Raw genomic sequence first — 16,542 nt, 5'->3', positions numbered from 1 at the left:
CCACCCCCCTTCCCCCGCCCTAGCCTGCGAGAAAAGAAGCCGAGCGTCCGTAAGACACCATCCGCACCACCCCAGGAGCCCCTCATGACCGCACTTCCGCAGGAGCGCCGCGTCGTCACCGCCATTCCCGGCCCGAAGTCGCAGGAGCTGCAGGCCCGCCGCACCGCCGCGGTCGCGCAGGGCGTGGGGTCCGTGCTGCCCGTGTTCACGGCGCGTGCGGGTGGCGGGATCATCGAGGACGTCGACGGGAACCGGCTGATCGACTTCGGGTCGGGCATCGCCGTGACCTCCGTGGGCGCCTCCGCCGAGGCCGTCGTACGGCGGGCGTCGGCACAGCTCGCCGACTTCACCCACACCTGTTTCATGGTCACGCCGTACGAGGGCTACGTCGAGGTCGCCGAGGCGCTCGCCGAACTGACCCCGGGTGACCACGCCAAGAAGAGCGCCCTGTTCAACTCCGGCGCCGAGGCGGTGGAGAACGCCGTGAAGATCGCTCGGGCGTACACCAAGCGGCAGGCCGTCGTGGTGTTCGACCACGGCTACCACGGGCGCACCAACCTGACGATGGCGCTGACCGCGAAGAACATGCCGTACAAGCACGGCTTCGGCCCGTTCGCGCCCGAGGTGTACCGGGTGCCGGTGGCGTACGGCTACCGCTGGCCGACCGGTGCGGAGAACGCCGGTCCGGAGGCCGCCGCACAGGCCATCGACCAGATCAGCAAGCAGGTCGGCGCGGAGAACGTCGCCGCGGTCATCATCGAGCCGGTGCTCGGCGAGGGCGGCTTCATCGAGCCGGCGAAGGGCTTCCTGCCGGCGATCAGCCGGTTCGCGAAGGACAACGGCATCGTCTTCGTCGCCGACGAGATCCAGTCCGGCTTCTGCCGTACGGGCCAGTGGTTCGCGTGTGAGGACGAGGGCATCGTCCCGGACCTCATCACCACGGCGAAGGGCATCGCCGGCGGTCTGCCGCTCGCGGCCGTCACCGGGCGCGCCGAGATCATGGACGCCGCGCACGCCGGTGGCCTGGGCGGCACCTACGGCGGCAACCCGGTCGCCTGCGCGGGTGCGCTCGGCTCGATCGAGACGATGAAGGAGCTCGACCTCAACGCCAGGGCGAAGAACATCGAGACGATCATGAAGGGCCGTCTCACCGCCATGGCCGAGAAGTTCGACATCATCGGTGACGTGCGCGGCCGCGGCGCGATGATCGCCATCGAGCTGGTCGAGGACCGCGTCACCAAGGAGCCGAACCCGGAGGCGACCGCCGCGCTCGCCAAGGCCTGCCACGCCGAGGGCCTGCTGGTCCTGACCTGTGGCACCTACGGCAACGTGCTCCGCTTCCTGCCCCCGCTGGTCATCGGCGAGGACCTGCTGAACGAGGGCCTCGACATCATCGAGCAGGCGTTCTCCCGTATCTGAGCCTCCGGCATGCGCACTTGAGCCGGCATCCGGGCAGGTGAGCCGCCCCGGTTCCGCTCCCGGGGCGGTGAGCGCGCAGAGCGTGTGAAGAAGGTGTGCGAGGTGGATGTCAGGCGGCCCCGCGGCCTGTCCTGCGCCCCGCCCCTGTCGTAGGTTCTACCCAGATGAGAGATACACCCCGCCCACAGGGGACTGTGGGTGACATCAGGTCGGGGCCTCCCCAGCTTCGACCTGGTCGTGCCCTCGCGCACACAACCGGAGCCTGAGGCTCTGGATCTCCTCACCGATCGGACAGTCGCCCGCCCCAAACCCCCCGGGGCGCGCGACGTTCCGGTCCGGACGGCCGCCCCGGAACCACCCCCCCCTGTTCCGGGGCGGCCGACCTCCCTCTGCGCGAGCGGACGTCGGTGCTCGTGCCAGGCTGTGCCCCATGCCGATCCCCGCGAACCAGGAACGCGCAGCGCTCCCGGGCTCCGTCGCGCTCCTGCTCGCCCTTCCGGCCCTCCTCTTCGCCGTGATCACCTGGCAGGTCGTCGCCGACGGTCCGCTCGTGCGGCTGGACGAGCGGCTCAGCCGCGTCCTGGTGAACCCGGACCGCTGCTCCGAACTCCTCGCCGACCTGGGCGACATCCAGGTCGCGGTCCCGGTCCTCGCCGTCGCGCTCGGGTACGTCGCCGTACGCCGGCGTCGCGCCGGCGCGGACCGTTGGTGGCTGCCCAGCGCCGCGTCGGCCCTCCTCCTGGCCCTGGTCCCGGCGCTGGTCGTCCCGCTGAAGGAGCTCACCGACCGCCCGGGCACCCCGGCCGTCCCGCCCGGCACCGGCTACTACCCCTCGGGCCACACCGCCACCGCCGTCGTCGCCTACGGCTGCGCGACCCTGTTGCTGCTCCCCTGGCTCCGCACGGCCCTGGCCCGCCGCGCGCTGATCACCCTCTGTGTGGCCCTGGTCCTCGGCGCGAGCTACGGCCTGGTCCGCCGCGGCTACCACTGGCCACTGGACGTGGTGGCCAGTTGGTGTCTGTGCGCTGTGCTGCTGTCGGCGCTGTGGCTGTGCGTCCGGGCGGCGGTGACGACGCCCGGACGGTCTCAACCACCGGGGCCCTGACCGCCGTTCCCCGTCGCCAGCCCCACCGCCGCCTCGTGCATGGCCAGTTCCAGCAGGGCCGGGTCGGTCAGCAGGCCCGAGCCGTCGGGCGGCACCAGCCAGCGGACGCCACCGGGTGAGGAGCGGCCCGGGTACGGCACGACGATCCAGGTGCCGGCTCCCGCCGTGCGGATGCCCGTGCCGAGCCAGCGGGCCGCGGTGCCCGGGGGCACGAAGAAGCCCATGCGCGCGTCACCGAAGTCGACGAGCACGGGCCCCTGCCGGTCGAGGACACGGCTCAGTACGTCGAGCGTGGCGTAGCCGAGTTCGCCGGGCAGGATGAGCACGTCCCAGGCACTGCCGGCCGGCAGCAGCGCGACCCCGAGCGGGTTGCGCTCCCACTCCCAGCGGCAGGCCTCGGGATCGGGTGCGACGGATGCGAGCCACTCGACCGCCGTTTTCGGACCGGTCATCGCGAAGACCCCCTTCTCTCTCACGAATCTCACGGCCGCCGCAGGGCGTTCGTGAGGGCATCACGAGGGAGAAGGGGGCGTCCCCCCGGCCATTACGCGGATTCCGGCACCCCGTTGGAGTGAACCGGATCACACCCGGTCGATCAGCTGTCGAATCCCAGCCCCAACCGGTCCATCGTGCGCAGCCACAGGTTGCGGCGGCCTCCCTGGGCGTCCGCGCGGGCCAGCGACCACTTGGTGAGGGCGATGCCCGTCCAGGCGAGCGGCTCGGGCGGGAACGGCAGCGGCTTCCTGCGGACCATCTCCAGCTCGGTGAGCTCGGTGCGCTCCCCCGCCAGCAGGTCCAGCATCACCTCGGCGCCGAACCGGGTGGCGCCGACACCGAGGCCGGTGTACCCCGCCGCGTACGCCACCTTGCTCTGGTGGGCGGTGCCGAAGAACGCCGAGAAGCGGGAGCAGGTGTCGATCGCGCCACCCCAGGCGTGGCTGAAGCGGACGCCCTCCAGCTGCGGGAAGCAGGTGAAGAAGTGCCCGGCGAGCTTGGCGTAGGTCTCGGGGCGGTCGTCGTACTCGGCGCGGACACGGCCGCCGTAGGGATAGATCGCGTCGTAGCCGCCCCACAGGATCCGGTTGTCGGCGGACAGCCGGAAGTAGTGGAACTGGTTGGCGCTGTCGCCGAGGCCCTGGCGGTTCTTCCAGCCGATCGAGTCGAGCTGCCCGGCGGTGAGCGGCTCGGTCATCAGGGCGTAGTCGTAGACCGGGACGGTGTACGAGCGGACGCGTCTGACCAGGTTCGGGAAGATGTTGGTGCCGAGGGCTACCCGGCGGGCGCGGATCCGGCCGTAGGGGGTGCGGACGGCCATGCCGGGGCCGTACGGCTTCAGGGTCAGGGCGGGGGTGTGCTCGTGGACGCGCACGCCCAGTTCCACGCAGGCCCGCTTCAGGCCCCAGGCGAGCTTCGCCGGGTTCAGCATGGCAACGCCCCTGCGGTCCCACAGGCCGGCCTGGAAGGTGGGTGAGTCGACCTGCTCCCGTACGGCGTCGGCGTCCAGGAACTCCACGCCCTCGGCCAGGCCCCGGCGGGCGGTCTCCTCGTGCCACCCGCGCAGTTCGCGCGCCTGGTACGGCTCGGTGGCCACGTCGATCTCGCCGGTGCGTTCGAAGTCGCAGTCGATGGAGTGCCGGGCGACGGCGGCCTCGATCGCGTCGAGGTTGCGGTGGCCCAGGTCCTGGAGCCTGTGGATCTCGTCGGGCCAGCGGGCGAGGCCGTTGGGCAGGCCGTGGGTGAGGGAGGCGGCGCAGAATCCGCCGTTGCGGCCGGAGGCGGCCCAGCCCACCTCGCGGCCCTCCACCAGCACCACGTCCCGCTGCGGGTCGCGCTCCTTGGCGATCAGCGCCGTCCACAGCCCGCTGTAGCCGCCGCCGACGACCAGCAGGTCGCAGGTCTCGGAGGTGGTGAGGGCGGGTTCGGGCCGGGGCCGGCCGGGGTCGTCCAGCCAGTACGGGACCGGCTGGGCGTCGGAAAGCGAACGGACCCACTGATTCATGGCGCTCGGGGCCATGATGTCAACTCCCTACGGTTATGCCTTGTGCCTGTTGCGGCGGCTTCCGGCAACCATGGAAACCAGGACGAACAGTACGGCGACGACGAACATGGTCGTGCCGATGACATTGATCTGAACGGGCGTTCCGCGCTGCGCCGAGCCCCAGACGAACATGGGGAAGGTGACGGTCGAACCGGCGTTGAAATTGGTGATGATGAAATCGTCGAAGGAGAGCGCGAAGGCGAGCAGTGCGCCCGCCGCGATTCCCGGTGCGGCGATCGGCAGAGTCACCCGGACGAAGGTCTGGAACGGGCCCGCGTACAAATCCCGCGCCGCCTCCTCCAGTTTTGGATCCATCGACATCACACGCGCCTTGACGGCCGTCACCACGAAACTCAGGCAGAACATGATGTGGGCGATGAGGATCGTCCAGAAGCCCAGCTGGGCGCCCATGTTGAGGAACAGGGTGAGCAGCGAGGCGGCCATGACGACCTCGGGCATCGCCATCGGCAGGAAGATCAGCGAGTTGACGGCACCGCGGGCGCGGAACCGGTAGCGGACCAGGGCGAAGGCGATAAGGGTGCCGAGGAGCGTGGCGCCGAGGGTCGCCCAGAACGCTATCTGGAGGCTGAGGGACAGGGATCCGCACAGCCCGGAGACGCCGCACGGGTCCTTCCAGGCGTCCAGGGAGAACTGCTGCCATTCATAGTTGAAGCGCCCCTTCGGTTTGTTGAAGGAGAACACCGTGACGACGACGTTCGGCAGGAGCAGATAGCCGAGGGTCAGCAGTCCCGCGAGGACGACGAGATTTCTCTTGAACCAGTTGACGAAGGGCATTTAGACCAGATCCTCCGTCCCGGACCTGCGGATGTAGAGGGTGACCATGAGCAGGATGGCCGCCATGAGAATGAAGGAGAGCGCCGCGGCCGTCGGATAGTCGAGGACTCTCAGGAACTGTGTCTGGATGACGTTTCCGACCATGCGGGTGTCGGTGGAGCCGAGCAGATCGGCGTTCACGTAGTCACCGGCCGCCGGGATGAAGGTGAGCAGTGTGCCGGAGACGACACCCGGCATCGACAGCGGGAAGGTGACCTTGCGGAAGGTCGTCGAGGGGCGTGCGTACAGGTCGCCGGCAGCCTCGTGGAGCCGGCCGTCGATGCGCTCCAGGGACGTGTAGAGCGGCAGGATCATGAACGGCAGGAAGTTGTACGTCAGACCGCACACCACCGCGAGGGGTGTGGCGAGGACGCGGTCGCCGGCGGTCCAGCCGAGCCAGCTGGTGACGTCGAGGACGTGCAGGGTGTTGAGCGCGCCGACGACCGGGCCGCCGTCCGCGAGGATCGTCTTCCAGGCGAGGGTGCGGATCAGGAAGCTGGTGAAGAACGGCGCGATCACCAGGATCATGATCAGGTTCCGCCAGCGGCCCGCCCGGAAGGCGATCAGATACGCCAGCGGGTAGCCGAGCAGCAGGCACAGGATCGTCGCCGTGCCCGCGTAGAGCACCGAGCGGACGAACTGCGGCCAGTAGGCGGACAGCGCGTCCCAGTAGGTGGCGAAGTGCCAGGTGACCTTGTAGCCCTCCTCCAGGGAGCCCGTCTGCACGGACGTGGAGGCCTGGTAGATCATCGGCAGCGCGAAGAACACCAGCAGCCAGAGGATGCCGGGCAGCAGCAGCCAGTACGGCGTGAAGCGGCCCCGGCGCTTCGGGGGCTTCGGCTCGGGTGCCTGCGGCGCGAGGGGCGGTGGCGCCTCGGTGAGTGTCGGCATCAGGCCGCCTCTTCCACTCCGGCGTCGGCGTCCTGCGCGGCGTCCAGGCCGAAGGTGTGGGCCGGGTTCCAGTGCAGGACGACCTCGGCGCCGGGCACCAGGCGGGGGTCGCGGTCGATGTTCTGGGCGTAGACCTCGAAGTCGGAGCAGACCGGGCTGTCGACGACGTACTGCGTGGAGACGCCGATGAAGCTGGAGTCGGCGATCCGGCCGGTGATGCGGTTGCGGCCCTCCGGGATCTCGCCGGCGTCGTCCGCGTGGGTGAGGGAGATCTTCTCCGGGCGGACGCCGACCAGCACCTTGCCGCCGGTGCCCGCGGGCGCTGAGCAGCGCGCCTCGGGCAGGACGAGCTTGCCGCCGCCCGCCTTCAGCACGATGTCCTCGCCGGTCTTCGAGTCGACCTCGGCCTCGATGAAGTTCGAGGTGCCGAGGAAGTTCGCGACGAACGTGGTGCGCGGGTTCTCGTAGAGGTCGGTGGGCGCCCCCAGTTGCTCGACGCGGCCCGCGTTCATCACGGCGACCGTGTCGGCCATCGTCATGGCCTCCTCCTGGTCGTGCGTGACGTGGATGAAGGTGATGCCGACCTCGGTCTGGATGCGCTTGAGTTCGAGCTGCATCTGGCGGCGCAGCTTGAGGTCGAGGGCGCCGAGCGGTTCGTCGAGGAGCAGCACCTTGGGGTGGTTGATCAGGGCGCGGGCCACGGCGACGCGCTGCTGCTGTCCGCCGGAGAGCTGGTGCGGCTTCTTGCGGGCCTGCTCGCCGAGCTGCACGAGCTCCAGCATCTCCTCGACCTGCTTCTTCACCGACTTCAGGCCGCGACGGCGCAGACCGAAGGCGACGTTCTCGAAGATGTCGAGGTGCGGGAAGAGAGCGTACGACTGGAAGACGGTGTTCACGGGCCGCTTGTACGGGGGCAGCGCGGTCACGTCCTGGTCGCCCAGGAAGACGGTGCCGGCGGAAGGTTCCTCCAGGCCCGCGATCATGCGCAGGGTGGTGGTCTTGCCGCAGCCGGAGGCGCCGAGCAGGGCGAAGAAGGAGCCCTGCGGCACGGTCAGGTCGAGGGGGTGCACGGCGGTGAAGGCGCCGTAGGTCTTGGCTATGCCCGTGAGGCGGACGTCGCCGCCGGGGCCGGTCTTGTTCGTCATGGTGGTCACGCCCCCGTCAGCTTCGCGAACTTCGCTTCGAACTCGGTCTCTTCCTTCGAGCTCAGCGAGCGGAAGGCGTGCGACTTGGCGGCCATGGCCTTGTCGGGAATGATCAGCGGGTTGTTCGCCGCGTCCTCGTCGATCTTCTCCAGCTCGGCCTTCACGCCGTCGACGGGACACACGTAGTTGATGTACGCGGCGAGTTCGGCGGCCGCCTTCGGCTCGTAGTAGAAGTCGATGAGCCGCTCGGCGTTCGTCTTGTGCCGGGCCTTGTTGGGGATCAGCAGGTTGTCGGTCGACGTCACGTAGCCGCTGTCCGGGATGAGGAAGTCGATGTCGGGGCTGTCCGCCTTGAGCTGGACGACGTCCCCGGCCCAGGCGACACAGGCCGCGAAGTCGCCGCTGGTCAGGTCCGAGGTGTAGTCGTTGCCGGTGAAGCGGCGGATCTGGCCCTTGTCGACGGCCTTCTGGAGACGGGCGATGGCCGCGTCGTAGTCGTCGGCGGTGAAGTCGGCCGGGTCCTTGCCCATGTCGAGCAGCGTCATGCCGACGCTGTCGCGCATCTCCGACAGGAAACCGACCCGGCCCTTCAGCTTGGGGTTGTCCAGCAGGTCGGACACCGACTTCACCTCGACGCCGTCGAGGGCCTTCTTGTTGTACGCGATGACGGTCGAGATGCCCTGCCAGACGTACGAGTAGGCGCGGCCCGGGTCCCAGTCGGGGCTGCGGAACTGTGCCGACAGGTTGGCGTAGGCGTGCGGCAGGTTGCTCGGGTCGAGCTTCTGCACCCAGCCGAGGCGGATGAGGCGGGCCGCCAGCCAGTCGGTGAGGACGATCAGATCGCGGCCGGTGTCCTGCCCCGCGGCGAGCTGCGGCTTGATCTTGCCGAAGAACTCGTTGTTGTCGTTGATGTCCTCGGTGTACTTGACCTTGACGCCGGTGCGTTTCGTGAACTGCTCCAGCGTCGGGTGGTGCTTGCCGCTGTCGTCGACGTCCATGTACTCGGTCCAGTTGGAGAAGCTCACCGTCTTCTCCTTGGCCGAGTGGTCCTCGGCCGGGACGCCGCCCTTCGACTGGCCGGCTGCCGGAATGCCGCAGGCGCTCAGGGTCCCGAGTCCGCCGGCCGCGAGCGCCCCGCCCGCGGAGGCGCGCAGCATGGACCGCCGGGTGAGGGCGGCCCTGCCGTTGGTGAAACTCCGCCGCATGGCGGCCACTTGGGCCGGGGACAGGCGGTCGGGCTCGTACTGCTCCATGCGCGTGGTGCCCTTTCGGAGGGTGGACGGCCGGTGGTCGGGCGGCCTGCGTACGACTATCGATCCCCGAAGACGGTGCGGTGCCAGTCCTTCGCGGCCACCGCGGTGTTGTCGAACATGACGTGCTTGATCTGGGTGTACTCCTCGAACGAGTACGCGGACATGTCCTTGCCGTAGCCGGAGGACTTGTAGCCGCCGTGCGGCATCTCGCTGATGATCGGGATGTGGTCGTTGATCCAGACGCAGCCGGCCTTGATCTCGCGGGTGGCCCGGTTGGCGCGGTACACGTCCCGGCTCCAGGCGGAGGCGGCCAGCCCGTAGGGGGTGTCGTTGGCGAGCGCGATCCCCTCGTCGTCGGTGTCGAACGGCAGCACGACCAGGACCGGTCCGAAGATCTCGGATTGGACGACCTCGCTGTCCTGGGACGCGTCGGCGATCAGGGTGGGCCGGTAGTAGGCGCCCTCGGCGAGCTCGCCCTCGGGTGCCTCGCCACCGGTCACCACGCGCGCGTAGGCCCGTGCCCGGTCCACGAAGCCGGCGACCCGGTCCCGCTGCACGTGCGAGATCAGCGGGCCGAGGTCGGTACCGGCAGCGAAGGGATCGCCCAAGCGGACCGTCTCCATGAGCGCGGCCGTCCGCTCCACGAAGGCGTCGTACAGCGGCCGCTGCACGTACGCGCGTGTGGCGGCCGTGCAGTCCTGCCCGGTGTTGATGAGGGAGCCCGCGACCGCGCCGTGGGCGGCGGCCTCGAGATCGGCGTCGTCGAAGACCACGAAGGGCGCCTTGCCGCCGAGCTCCAGGTGGAGGCGCTTGACGGTGGCGGTGGCGACCTCGGCGACGCGCTTGCCGACGGCGGTCGAGCCGGTGAAGGAGGTCATCGCCACGTCCGGGTGGCCGACGAGATGCTCCCCGGCCTCCCTGCCGGTGCCGGTGACGATATTGATCACACCGTCCGGGATCCCGGCGTCGGTGGCCGCCTGCGCGAAGAGCAGCGAGGTCAGCGGGGTGAGTTCGGCGGGCTTCAGGACGATGGTGTTGCCCGCGGCGATCGCCGGGAGGATCTTCCAGGCGGCCATCTGGAGGGGGTAGTTCCAGGGCGCGATCGACCCGACGACCCCGATGGGCTCGCGCCGGACGTACGAGGTGTGGTCGCCGGAGTACTCGCCGGCGGACTGCCCCTGGAGATGCCGTGCGGCACCGGCGAAGAAGGCGGCGTTGTCGATGGTCCCGGGCACGTCGAACTCGCGGGTCAGCTTCAGCGGCTTGCCGCACTGGAGCGACTCGGCGCGGGCGAAGTCCTCGGCACGGTCGGCGAGGACCGCGGCGAACCGGTGCAGGGCGTCGGACCGCTCGCCGGGGGTGGCTCCCGCCCAGCCGGGGAAGGCCGCGCGGGCGGCGGCGACGGCCCGGTCGATGTCGGCCGTGCCCGCCAGCTCGTAGGTGAGGACCTCCTCGCCGGACGCCGGGTCGACGACGGCGTGCGTACGACCGGAGGTGCCCCTGGTCAGGCGCCCCGCGATGTACTGCGCGCCCTGCGCGAAGCGCTCCTCGGCCGGGAATCGGTCCGGGGTGGCAGTGCCCGGGTTGTGCATGTCGCTCTCCTCCGTGTCCCCTGATGGGGCCGGCGTGGCTCAGGCTCGATTTGAGTGCCGATCCTGACAGAGGTATGGCATGCCAACAAGTGATTCCGTTGTTGATTTTTGGTTACGCGACGGAATCTGTCGACCAGGTGTCGAGTTCACCGGGAAAAGGCAGGACGCTGTGTCAGTGGTGCGTGCCAGACTCGCGTGCATGGAGAAGATCACGGGGGCGGTCGGCTCGCGGGAAGCCCTGATCAGGGCGGTCCACGCGGGGGCCAGGATCAGGTTTCTGCATTTCTGGGGGCACCGGCCGCGGCCGGACGGCCGGATCGGTGCGAGCTGTCTGAGCCAGTGGTGGCCGTCGCCGTTCACGGTCGACGGCGTGGCGTACGCGACGGCCGAGCACTGGATGATGGCCGCCAAGGCCCGGCTCTTCGAGGACACGGCGGCGGAGCGTGCCGCGCTGGCCGCCGGGCATCCCGCCGAGGCGAAGAAGGCAGGGCGGCTGGTGCGCGGGTTCGACGAGGCGACGTGGGCGCGGGAGCGGTTCCGGATCGTCGTCGAGGGCAGCGTCCACAAGTTCGGCGCACATCCCGAACTGCGGGGGTATCTGCTGGGCACGGGCGACCGGGTACTGGTCGAGGCCAGCCCCGTGGACCGGGTGTGGGGCATCGGGCTGGCCGCGGACGACGAGGCGGCGATGGATCCGCAGCGGTGGCGTGGGCCGAATCTGCTGGGGTTCGCGCTGATGGAGGCGCGGGAGCGGCTGCGGACGGCTGGAGCATGAGTGAGGGGCCGGCCCCGTGTGGACCGGCCCCTCACGAACCCTGGGAGCTTTGTTCAGGCCGCCGCGCCGAGCCCGCCCATGATGCTGGCGAACAGCAGGAAGCCGAGCAGCGGCAGGATCACGGTGGCGATGATGCCGCAGACCAGGCCGGCGGTCGCCGCGCCCTTGTTGGTGGCCTCACCGCGGGTCGCCTTGCTGCGGCCGATGGCACCGAAGATGATCGCGAGGATGCCCAGGATCACGCCGAAGAACCACAGCAGGAAGGTCAGGCTGCACACCACGCCGATGATGCCCAGCACCAGCCCCGTGGTTCCCATGCCGTTGCTGGGCTGCGCGGGCATTCCGTAGCCGGGCGCCTGCGGGTAGCCCACGGGCGGCGCGGCCGGGTAGCCGGGGCCGCCCTGAGGGTAGCCGTAGCCCGGGCCGGACTGCTGCGGGTAGCCGTACCCCGGGGCCGGCTGCTGCGGCGGCTGGGCCGGCGGGCCGAAACCACCCGGAGGCGGGTTGGTGTTGGACATGGACGCTCTCCCCTCGTTGTCAGACCAGGGCATCGTAGTGGCCAAGTCGGCTGCGGAGGGCGGCTGTTTCAGCGGTGGGACGCGGTCGCCACCGGGCCGACGGCCCCGTAGTACGGGTCGTCGTCGCGGTCGCTGTTGATCGCGGCCGTGATACCGACGGCGATCAGGACGATCACCGTGATGCCGAGGATGATCCCGATGATGCCCATGATCAGACCGGCCTGGGCCTGGCCGTGGTTCGTGGCCACCCCCGCCTCGGCGCGCTTGCGGCCCTTGATGCCGAAGACGACGGCGAGGATGCCGGTGACCAGGGAGACCACGCCGTAGAGGCAGAACAGGGTGCAGGAGATGATGCCGAGCACCATCGCGGCGACGCCCATGCCGTTCTGCGGGGCCATGGGCATGCCGGGCCAGCCGTAACCGGCCTGGGGGTAGCTCCCCGGATATCCGTATCCGCCCGGGGCTCCCGGGCCGGTGGGAGCCACCGGCGGAGGTGGTACTGCACCGGTGCCGGACGGGTCGAACTGCGGGGTGCCGGCGGGTGGGGTGAAACCCGGCATGGAGGTGACCGTGGCCTGGTCGTGCACGGACGGCGGCTGAGGCGCCTGGTTCTTGTCGAGCGAGGGCGTGCTCTCCGGCGGCGCCCACGGGTCGTGGCTGCCTCCGTCGGGCTGCGTCGCGTCCGTCATCGTGCGTCCCCCCTGGGTCGATCGTCCCGTCATGCTACGGGGCCGTCCGGCGCGGGCCACAGGGCGGGTGCGCGGCGGACGGTCCCACCCACACGGCGGAGCCGCACATCGATGCCGCACCGTGCCCCCGGGGAGGGGCGCCGCGCCACGGCCTACGATGATGCCGAGTCATCGATCAGCCGATCACCCGCGCCCGCCCGCCCTGTGCCGGCCGGGGCGCCGTTCCGGGGAGGAACCTTGACCCAGCACCTCGTCGACCCGCACGCCCCGCGCGACCTCAAGGCGTTCATCGCGGACCTGCCCAAGGCCGAACTGCATGTGCACCACGTCGGCTCCGCCTCCCCCCGGATCGTCTCCGAACTGGCCGCCCGGCACCCCGACTCGAAGGTCCCGACCGACCCCGAGGCCCTGGCCGACTACTTCACGTTCACCGACTTCGCGCACTTCATCGACGTGTACCTGTCGGTCGTCGACCTGATCCGCACCCCCGAGGACGTCCGGCTGCTGACGTACGAGGTGGCCCGGGACCTGGCCCGGCAGCAGGTGCGGTACGCCGAGCTGACCATCACCCCGTTCTCGTCCACCCGGCGCGGCATCGACGAGCGGGCCTTCATGGACGCGATCGAGGACGCCCGCAAGGCCGCCGAGGCCGAGTTCGGGACCGTGCTGCGCTGGTGCTTCGACATCCCCGGCGAGGCGGGCCTGGAGGCCGCCGAGGAGACGACCCGGCTCGCCACCGACGACCGGCTGCGCCCGGAAGGTCTGGTCTCCTTCGGTCTCGGCGGGCCCGAGGTCGGCGTGGAGCGGCCGCAGTTCAAGCCGTACTTCGACCGGGCGATCGCCGCCGGGCTGCACTCCGTACCGCACGCCGGCGAGACGACGGGCCCGCAGACCGTGTGGGACGCGCTGACCCACCTGCGGGCCGAGCGCATCGGGCACGGCACCAGCTCCGCGCAGGACCCGAAGCTGCTCGCGCACCTCGCCGAGCACCGGATCGCGCTGGAGGTGTGCCCGACCTCGAACATCGCCACCCGCGCGGTCCGCACCCTCGACGAGCACCCGATCAAGGAGTTCGTGCGGGCCGGGGTCCTCGTCACCATCAACTCCGACGACCCGCCGATGTTCGGCACCGACCTCGACAACGAGTACGCCGTCGCCGCCCGGCTGCTCGACCTCGACGAGCGGGGCCTGGCCGAGCTGGCGAAGAACGCCGTCGAGGCGTCCTTCCTGGACACGGCGGGCAAGGCCCGGATCACCGGCGAGATCGACGCCTGCACCGCGCAGTGGCTCTCCCGGTGACACCCGCCCCGGTCGCCGTGGCCCACCGGGGCGACCCCTACCGCGTCCGGGAGAACACCGTCGCCTCGCTGCGTTCCGCCCTGCGCCGGGGCGCGGACGCGGTGGAGATCGACGTACGACTCACCCGGGACGGCGTGCCGGTGCTGCTGCACGACGCGACGCTGAAGCGGTTGTGGGAGCTGGAGCGGCCCCTGCTCGCGCTGTCGGCCGAGGAGGTGCGCGGGCTGACCGGCGGCGGGGTACCGACCCTGGCCGAGGCACTGGCCGCGACCGACGGGCACCGGGTGATGATCGACCTGCCCGGGTCGCCCGACGTGCGGGCGGTGCGCCGGATCATGGGTGTCGTGGAGGAGGCCGGGGCGGCGGGCCGGGTCTACTACTGCGCGGGCGCCGACGCCATGCTCGCCGTGCGGGCGGCGGATCCGGCCGCCGAGATCGCCCTCACCTGGACGACCCTGGCCCCGCCCCGGCCCGTGCTGCTGGAGGCGATCCGTCCGCGCTGGCTCAACTACCGCTTCTCGCTGGTGGACCGCCCTCTCGCCGAGCGCGTGCACGCCGACGGCCACCTGCTGTCCGTCTGGACCCCCGACACCCGCCGCTCCATGCGGCGGCTGCTGGAGGCGGGCGTGGACTCGATCACGACGAACCGCGTCGACGTGCTGTGCGCTACACGCGCGAGCGTTGCGGCACCGTCGCCGGGTCGGCCGGGGCCGAGCGCGTGAGGTACTGCGGCACCGGCGCGCTGTCCGTGCCGGTGTCGCGGACGAGGCCGTAGCGGATCGCGCCCTGCGGGGGGCCTTCGTTGACGTCCTCGTCCACCGCCTCCCAGTTCGACGGGGAGACGGCGATGCCGTAGTCGCAGCCGCGTTCGTTCTGGGTGAGGGTGACGGTGCCGTCGAGGTAGAAGTACTCGTTCTGCCACATCTGCTGGGTGCCGGGCGGCAGGACGGCGTAGCCGATGTCGGGGCCGCCCATGCCGGTGGCGTAGCCGTTCGGGGCGCCGGGCAGCGGGTCGTCCATCCGGCGCGAGCCGCCGGACGCCACGTGGAACAGCCTGCCCTTCAAGCCGGTCCAGGTCGGCATGACCACCCTGCCGGGCCGGGAGTGCGGCGAGATCTGCCAGCGGACCTGGACAAAGCCGCGGCCGCTCAGCGTCACGCTGTCGCCGCGGTGCTGCATGACGGCCTTCGGGCCGCCGGTGCTGGTGATGCCGGACTCGGGACGGCGCGGCAGGGCGGCGGGCCGGGCGTTCGGGTCGGGGGCGCGGTCGACGGCGTCGACGACGGTGCCGTACGGGTCGGCCTTCCTCTTCGCCGACGAGGAAGGTGTGGGGCTGGGCGTGGCGGAGGGCGGCGGTTCGGACCTGGGCGTCGCCGTGGGGGTGACCGCGGCCCGGGGCGGCGGGGCGTCCGGCGGCTGGGTGACGACGTAGGCGCCGCCCGCGACGATCGTCGCGCCGGCGGTCATCGCGACGGCCGGCTTGGTGAGCGCGCCCAGCAGCTTGGCGGACCACCCGACGGAGGTGACGGCCACGGCCGTCTTGCCGCCGAAGGCGAGCGACAGCGTGAAGCCGACGGGCAGCGGGACGAGGGCGATACCGGCCAGGAGGCGTTCGGCCGGTACGACGGCCTCGCGGGTGCCGCCGCAGTAGCCGCAGCCCCGGACGTGCCGGGCCAGCCGCTTGCGCCACACCGAGTCGGGCCGGCCGTCCCAGCGGCCGGTCACCTCGCGCAGGCCGGGGCAGGCGCCGTCCAGGGCCCGGACGATGCCGCGCGAGGTCTCCAGGCGTTCCTTCATCCGCTGGACGCGCACGGCGGCGTGCTGCCGGGTGATGCCGACCGCGGCGGCCAGTTCGCGCCGGGTCAGTTCGCCCGCGACCTCGAGCCACCACAGCGACAGCAGCTGCCGGTCCTCGCCGTCCAGCCAGCGCACCGCCTCGGCGACCTCGCGCCGCTGTCCTTCCAGCTGGAGCCGCAGCACGGTCAGCTCGGCGAAGTCGGAGGCCTCCGCCTCCTCCAGCCGGTCCGGGGTCTTCCGCCGGGCCCGGTCGCGAATCTGCCGCATGGCGATCGCCACCAGCCAGGACCGGAAGCTGTCCGGGTCGCGCAGCGAGCCGAGGTTGCCGACCGCGCGCAGCATGGTCTCCTGCACGACGTCGTCGACGTCGGCGTGGCCGTTCAGGGCCCGGCCCACGATGTTGTAGACCAGGGGCAGCCACCCCGCGACCAGCTCGTCCAGCGCCCGCCGGTCACCGTCCTGCGCCGCCGTGACGACGGCGCGCCAGTGCTCACTGTCCACGGGGCCCCTCGCCGGCTGGGATCGGTGCTCTTCCGCACGCACCCTCTCAGGCGGCACGGGGGTCTTGGCTATGTGCGGGATCACATGCGGGGAGACGGCGTGAAGGTTCCCGGGATAACAGTTTTTCTCAACCGCTGAGCACCGGGGCTGCCACCGGCGCGGTCAGCGCCTCCAGCCGCTTGATCCGCTGCCGTACGACGTACAGCGGGATCATCCCGAACACCCCGAAGGCCATGTCGATCACCGACCACCAGAAGGGGATCCCGCGCAGCGGTCCGCAGATGAGGGCGAGCGGCACGATGCCGGCACAGGCGATCATCCCGAACTCGACGACCCAGATGTTGCGGACCGGGTCACGGTAGGGCCCGTAGAAGGCGACCGCGATCACCAGGTGTGCGAAGGCCAGCCAGTCCGTGCCGTAGAGGAGGAAGGGGTAGTCGGCGTCGGCCCGGTCGAGACCGGCCCGCACGCGCGTGATCCAGTCCGTCAGCCCGGGCAGGTACTCGCCCACGGACAGCGCGCGCAACAGGTCCTCGGTCCAGCGCAGCTCATGCACCAGGGGAAAGGCCGTGGCGCCGCTCAGTACCAGGCACACGACGAAGAAGACCAGCCAGGCGCGAATGCCCTTCTCGAGGGCGGCTCTGTCGCTCATGGAGGCACTCTACGCCCATGTTGAACATGTTCAA

16 protein-coding genes are annotated in these 16,542 nt (G+C 70.8%); 5 read left to right on the top strand and 11 right to left on the bottom strand.

Translation table 11 applies throughout. The features are described 5' to 3' along the window. Positions 1–84: 84 nt before the first annotated feature. Positions 85–1,419 (top strand): 4-aminobutyrate--2-oxoglutarate transaminase, encoded by a 1,335-nt coding sequence (gabT, locus tag ACFY9S_RS24290; protein ID WP_391131868.1) that lies wholly within the window; start codon positions 85–87, stop codon positions 1,417–1,419. Positions 1,420–1,849: 430 nt separating this feature from the next. Then, complete coding sequence (locus ACFY9S_RS24285; protein ID WP_391131866.1) at positions 1,850–2,524, top strand: phosphatase PAP2 family protein; 675 nt, start codon at positions 1,850–1,852, stop codon at positions 2,522–2,524. On the opposite strand, the gene ACFY9S_RS24280 is transcribed toward ACFY9S_RS24285, so the two are convergent. The 7 genes from ACFY9S_RS24280 to ACFY9S_RS24250 form a co-directional block, all read right to left on the bottom strand. Then, entirely contained in the window at positions 2,506–2,976 is a 471-nt protein-coding gene (locus ACFY9S_RS24280) for a hypothetical protein (protein ID WP_391131864.1), read from the bottom strand. The two genes, ACFY9S_RS24285 and ACFY9S_RS24280, sit on opposite strands and share 19 nt — an antisense overlap. A gap of 143 nt (positions 2,977–3,119) precedes the next feature. Beyond that, positions 3,120–4,538 carry an FAD-dependent oxidoreductase gene (locus tag ACFY9S_RS24275; RefSeq protein ID WP_391131863.1) on the bottom strand — a complete coding sequence of 473 codons (1,419 nt, stop codon included), beginning with the start codon at positions 4,536–4,538 and terminating at the stop codon, positions 3,120–3,122. 18 nt (positions 4,539–4,556) lie between these two features. Beyond that, positions 4,557–5,357: an ABC transporter permease subunit gene (locus ACFY9S_RS24270; protein WP_391131861.1), complete on the bottom strand. Its 801-nt coding sequence runs from the start codon at positions 5,355–5,357 to the stop codon at positions 4,557–4,559. Next, positions 5,358–6,287, bottom strand: a complete 930-nt coding sequence (locus ACFY9S_RS24265; protein ID WP_391131859.1) for an ABC transporter permease subunit — start codon at positions 6,285–6,287, stop codon at positions 5,358–5,360. Continuing rightward, positions 6,287–7,432, bottom strand: a complete 1,146-nt coding sequence (locus ACFY9S_RS24260; protein WP_391131990.1) for a polyamine ABC transporter ATP-binding protein — start codon at positions 7,430–7,432, stop codon at positions 6,287–6,289. Before ACFY9S_RS24260 ends, ACFY9S_RS24265 begins: the two co-directional genes overlap by 1 nt. 5 nt (positions 7,433–7,437) lie before the next feature. Beyond that, positions 7,438–8,685, bottom strand: a complete 1,248-nt coding sequence (locus ACFY9S_RS24255; protein ID WP_391131857.1) for an extracellular solute-binding protein — start codon at positions 8,683–8,685, stop codon at positions 7,438–7,440. 56 nt (positions 8,686–8,741) lie between these two features. Continuing rightward, positions 8,742–10,277: an aminobutyraldehyde dehydrogenase gene (locus tag ACFY9S_RS24250; RefSeq protein ID WP_391131855.1), complete on the bottom strand. Its 1,536-nt coding sequence runs from the start codon at positions 10,275–10,277 to the stop codon at positions 8,742–8,744. Between the two features lie 199 nt (positions 10,278–10,476). On the opposite strand from ACFY9S_RS24250, the gene ACFY9S_RS24245 reads away from it, so the two are divergent. Beyond that, positions 10,477–11,052 carry an NADAR domain-containing protein gene (locus ACFY9S_RS24245; protein WP_391131853.1) on the top strand — a complete coding sequence of 192 codons (576 nt, stop codon included), beginning with the start codon at positions 10,477–10,479 and terminating at the stop codon, positions 11,050–11,052. Between the two features lie 53 nt (positions 11,053–11,105). Here the strand turns inward: ACFY9S_RS24245 and ACFY9S_RS24240 are convergent, their stop codons facing one another. Together ACFY9S_RS24240 and ACFY9S_RS24235 are read right to left on the bottom strand one after the other, a co-directional pair. Then, positions 11,106–11,570, bottom strand: coding sequence for a DUF4190 domain-containing protein (locus ACFY9S_RS24240; protein ID WP_391131851.1), 465 nt, complete (start codon positions 11,568–11,570; stop codon positions 11,106–11,108). Positions 11,571–11,638: 68 nt separating this feature from the next. Next, positions 11,639–12,259, bottom strand: a complete 621-nt coding sequence (locus tag ACFY9S_RS24235) for a DUF4190 domain-containing protein (protein ID WP_102911070.1) — start codon at positions 12,257–12,259, stop codon at positions 11,639–11,641. 237 nt (positions 12,260–12,496) lie between these two features. On the opposite strand from ACFY9S_RS24235, the gene ACFY9S_RS24230 reads away from it, so the two are divergent. Together ACFY9S_RS24230 and ACFY9S_RS24225 are read left to right on the top strand one after the other, a co-directional pair. Further along, a complete protein-coding gene (locus tag ACFY9S_RS24230; RefSeq protein ID WP_102911071.1) occupies positions 12,497–13,558 on the top strand; it encodes an adenosine deaminase in 1,062 nt (353 codons plus the stop codon). Further along, a complete protein-coding gene (locus tag ACFY9S_RS24225; RefSeq protein ID WP_391131848.1) occupies positions 13,555–14,280 on the top strand; it encodes a glycerophosphodiester phosphodiesterase family protein in 726 nt (241 codons plus the stop codon). Before ACFY9S_RS24230 ends, ACFY9S_RS24225 begins: the two co-directional genes overlap by 4 nt. On the opposite strand, the gene ACFY9S_RS24220 is transcribed toward ACFY9S_RS24225, so the two are convergent. Together ACFY9S_RS24220 and ACFY9S_RS24215 are read right to left on the bottom strand one after the other, a co-directional pair. Beyond that, the gene (locus ACFY9S_RS24220; protein WP_391131847.1) at positions 14,225–15,856 is read right to left on the bottom strand and encodes a sigma-70 family RNA polymerase sigma factor; all 1,632 of its coding nucleotides are present in this window, start codon (positions 15,854–15,856) and stop codon (positions 14,225–14,227) included. The genes ACFY9S_RS24225 and ACFY9S_RS24220 overlap by 56 nt on opposite strands. A 127-nt stretch (positions 15,857–15,983) precedes the next feature. Further along, entirely contained in the window at positions 15,984–16,508 is a 525-nt protein-coding gene (locus ACFY9S_RS24215; protein WP_391131845.1) for a hypothetical protein, read from the bottom strand. Positions 16,509–16,542: the final 34 nt, after the last annotated feature.

It is taken from the genome of Streptomyces sp. NPDC012474, assembly GCF_042955185.1.
Taxonomy (GTDB): Bacteria; Actinomycetota; Actinomycetes; order Streptomycetales; family Streptomycetaceae; genus Streptomyces; species Streptomyces cahuitamycinicus.
The sequence above is the reverse complement of the archived record's forward strand: the minus strand, read 5'-3'. Positions and strand labels throughout refer to the sequence as shown.

Coding starts and splice junctions, on each gene's coding strand:
- ACFY9S_RS24265 (WP_391131859.1), bottom strand. CDS start 6,287: ATGCCGACACTCACCGAGGCGCCACCGCCCCTCGCGCCGCAGGCACCC.
- gabT (WP_391131868.1), top strand. CDS start 85: ATGACCGCACTTCCGCAGGAGCGCCGCGTCGTCACCGCCATTCCCGGC.
- ACFY9S_RS24255 (WP_391131857.1), bottom strand. CDS start 8,685: ATGGAGCAGTACGAGCCCGACCGCCTGTCCCCGGCCCAAGTGGCCGCC.
- ACFY9S_RS24270 (WP_391131861.1), bottom strand. CDS start 5,357: ATGCCCTTCGTCAACTGGTTCAAGAGAAATCTCGTCGTCCTCGCGGGA.
- ACFY9S_RS24245 (WP_391131853.1), top strand. CDS start 10,477: ATGGAGAAGATCACGGGGGCGGTCGGCTCGCGGGAAGCCCTGATCAGG.
- ACFY9S_RS24235 (WP_102911070.1), bottom strand. CDS start 12,259: ATGACGGACGCGACGCAGCCCGACGGAGGCAGCCACGACCCGTGGGCG.
- ACFY9S_RS24285 (WP_391131866.1), top strand. CDS start 1,850: ATGCCGATCCCCGCGAACCAGGAACGCGCAGCGCTCCCGGGCTCCGTC.
- ACFY9S_RS24250 (WP_391131855.1), bottom strand. CDS start 10,277: ATGCACAACCCGGGCACTGCCACCCCGGACCGATTCCCGGCCGAGGAG.
- ACFY9S_RS24260 (WP_391131990.1), bottom strand. CDS start 7,432: ATGACGAACAAGACCGGCCCCGGCGGCGACGTCCGCCTCACGGGCATA.
- ACFY9S_RS24215 (WP_391131845.1), bottom strand. CDS start 16,508: ATGAGCGACAGAGCCGCCCTCGAGAAGGGCATTCGCGCCTGGCTGGTC.
- ACFY9S_RS24280 (WP_391131864.1), bottom strand. CDS start 2,976: ATGACCGGTCCGAAAACGGCGGTCGAGTGGCTCGCATCCGTCGCACCC.
- ACFY9S_RS24275 (WP_391131863.1), bottom strand. CDS start 4,538: ATGGCCCCGAGCGCCATGAATCAGTGGGTCCGTTCGCTTTCCGACGCC.
- ACFY9S_RS24240 (WP_391131851.1), bottom strand. CDS start 11,570: ATGTCCAACACCAACCCGCCTCCGGGTGGTTTCGGCCCGCCGGCCCAG.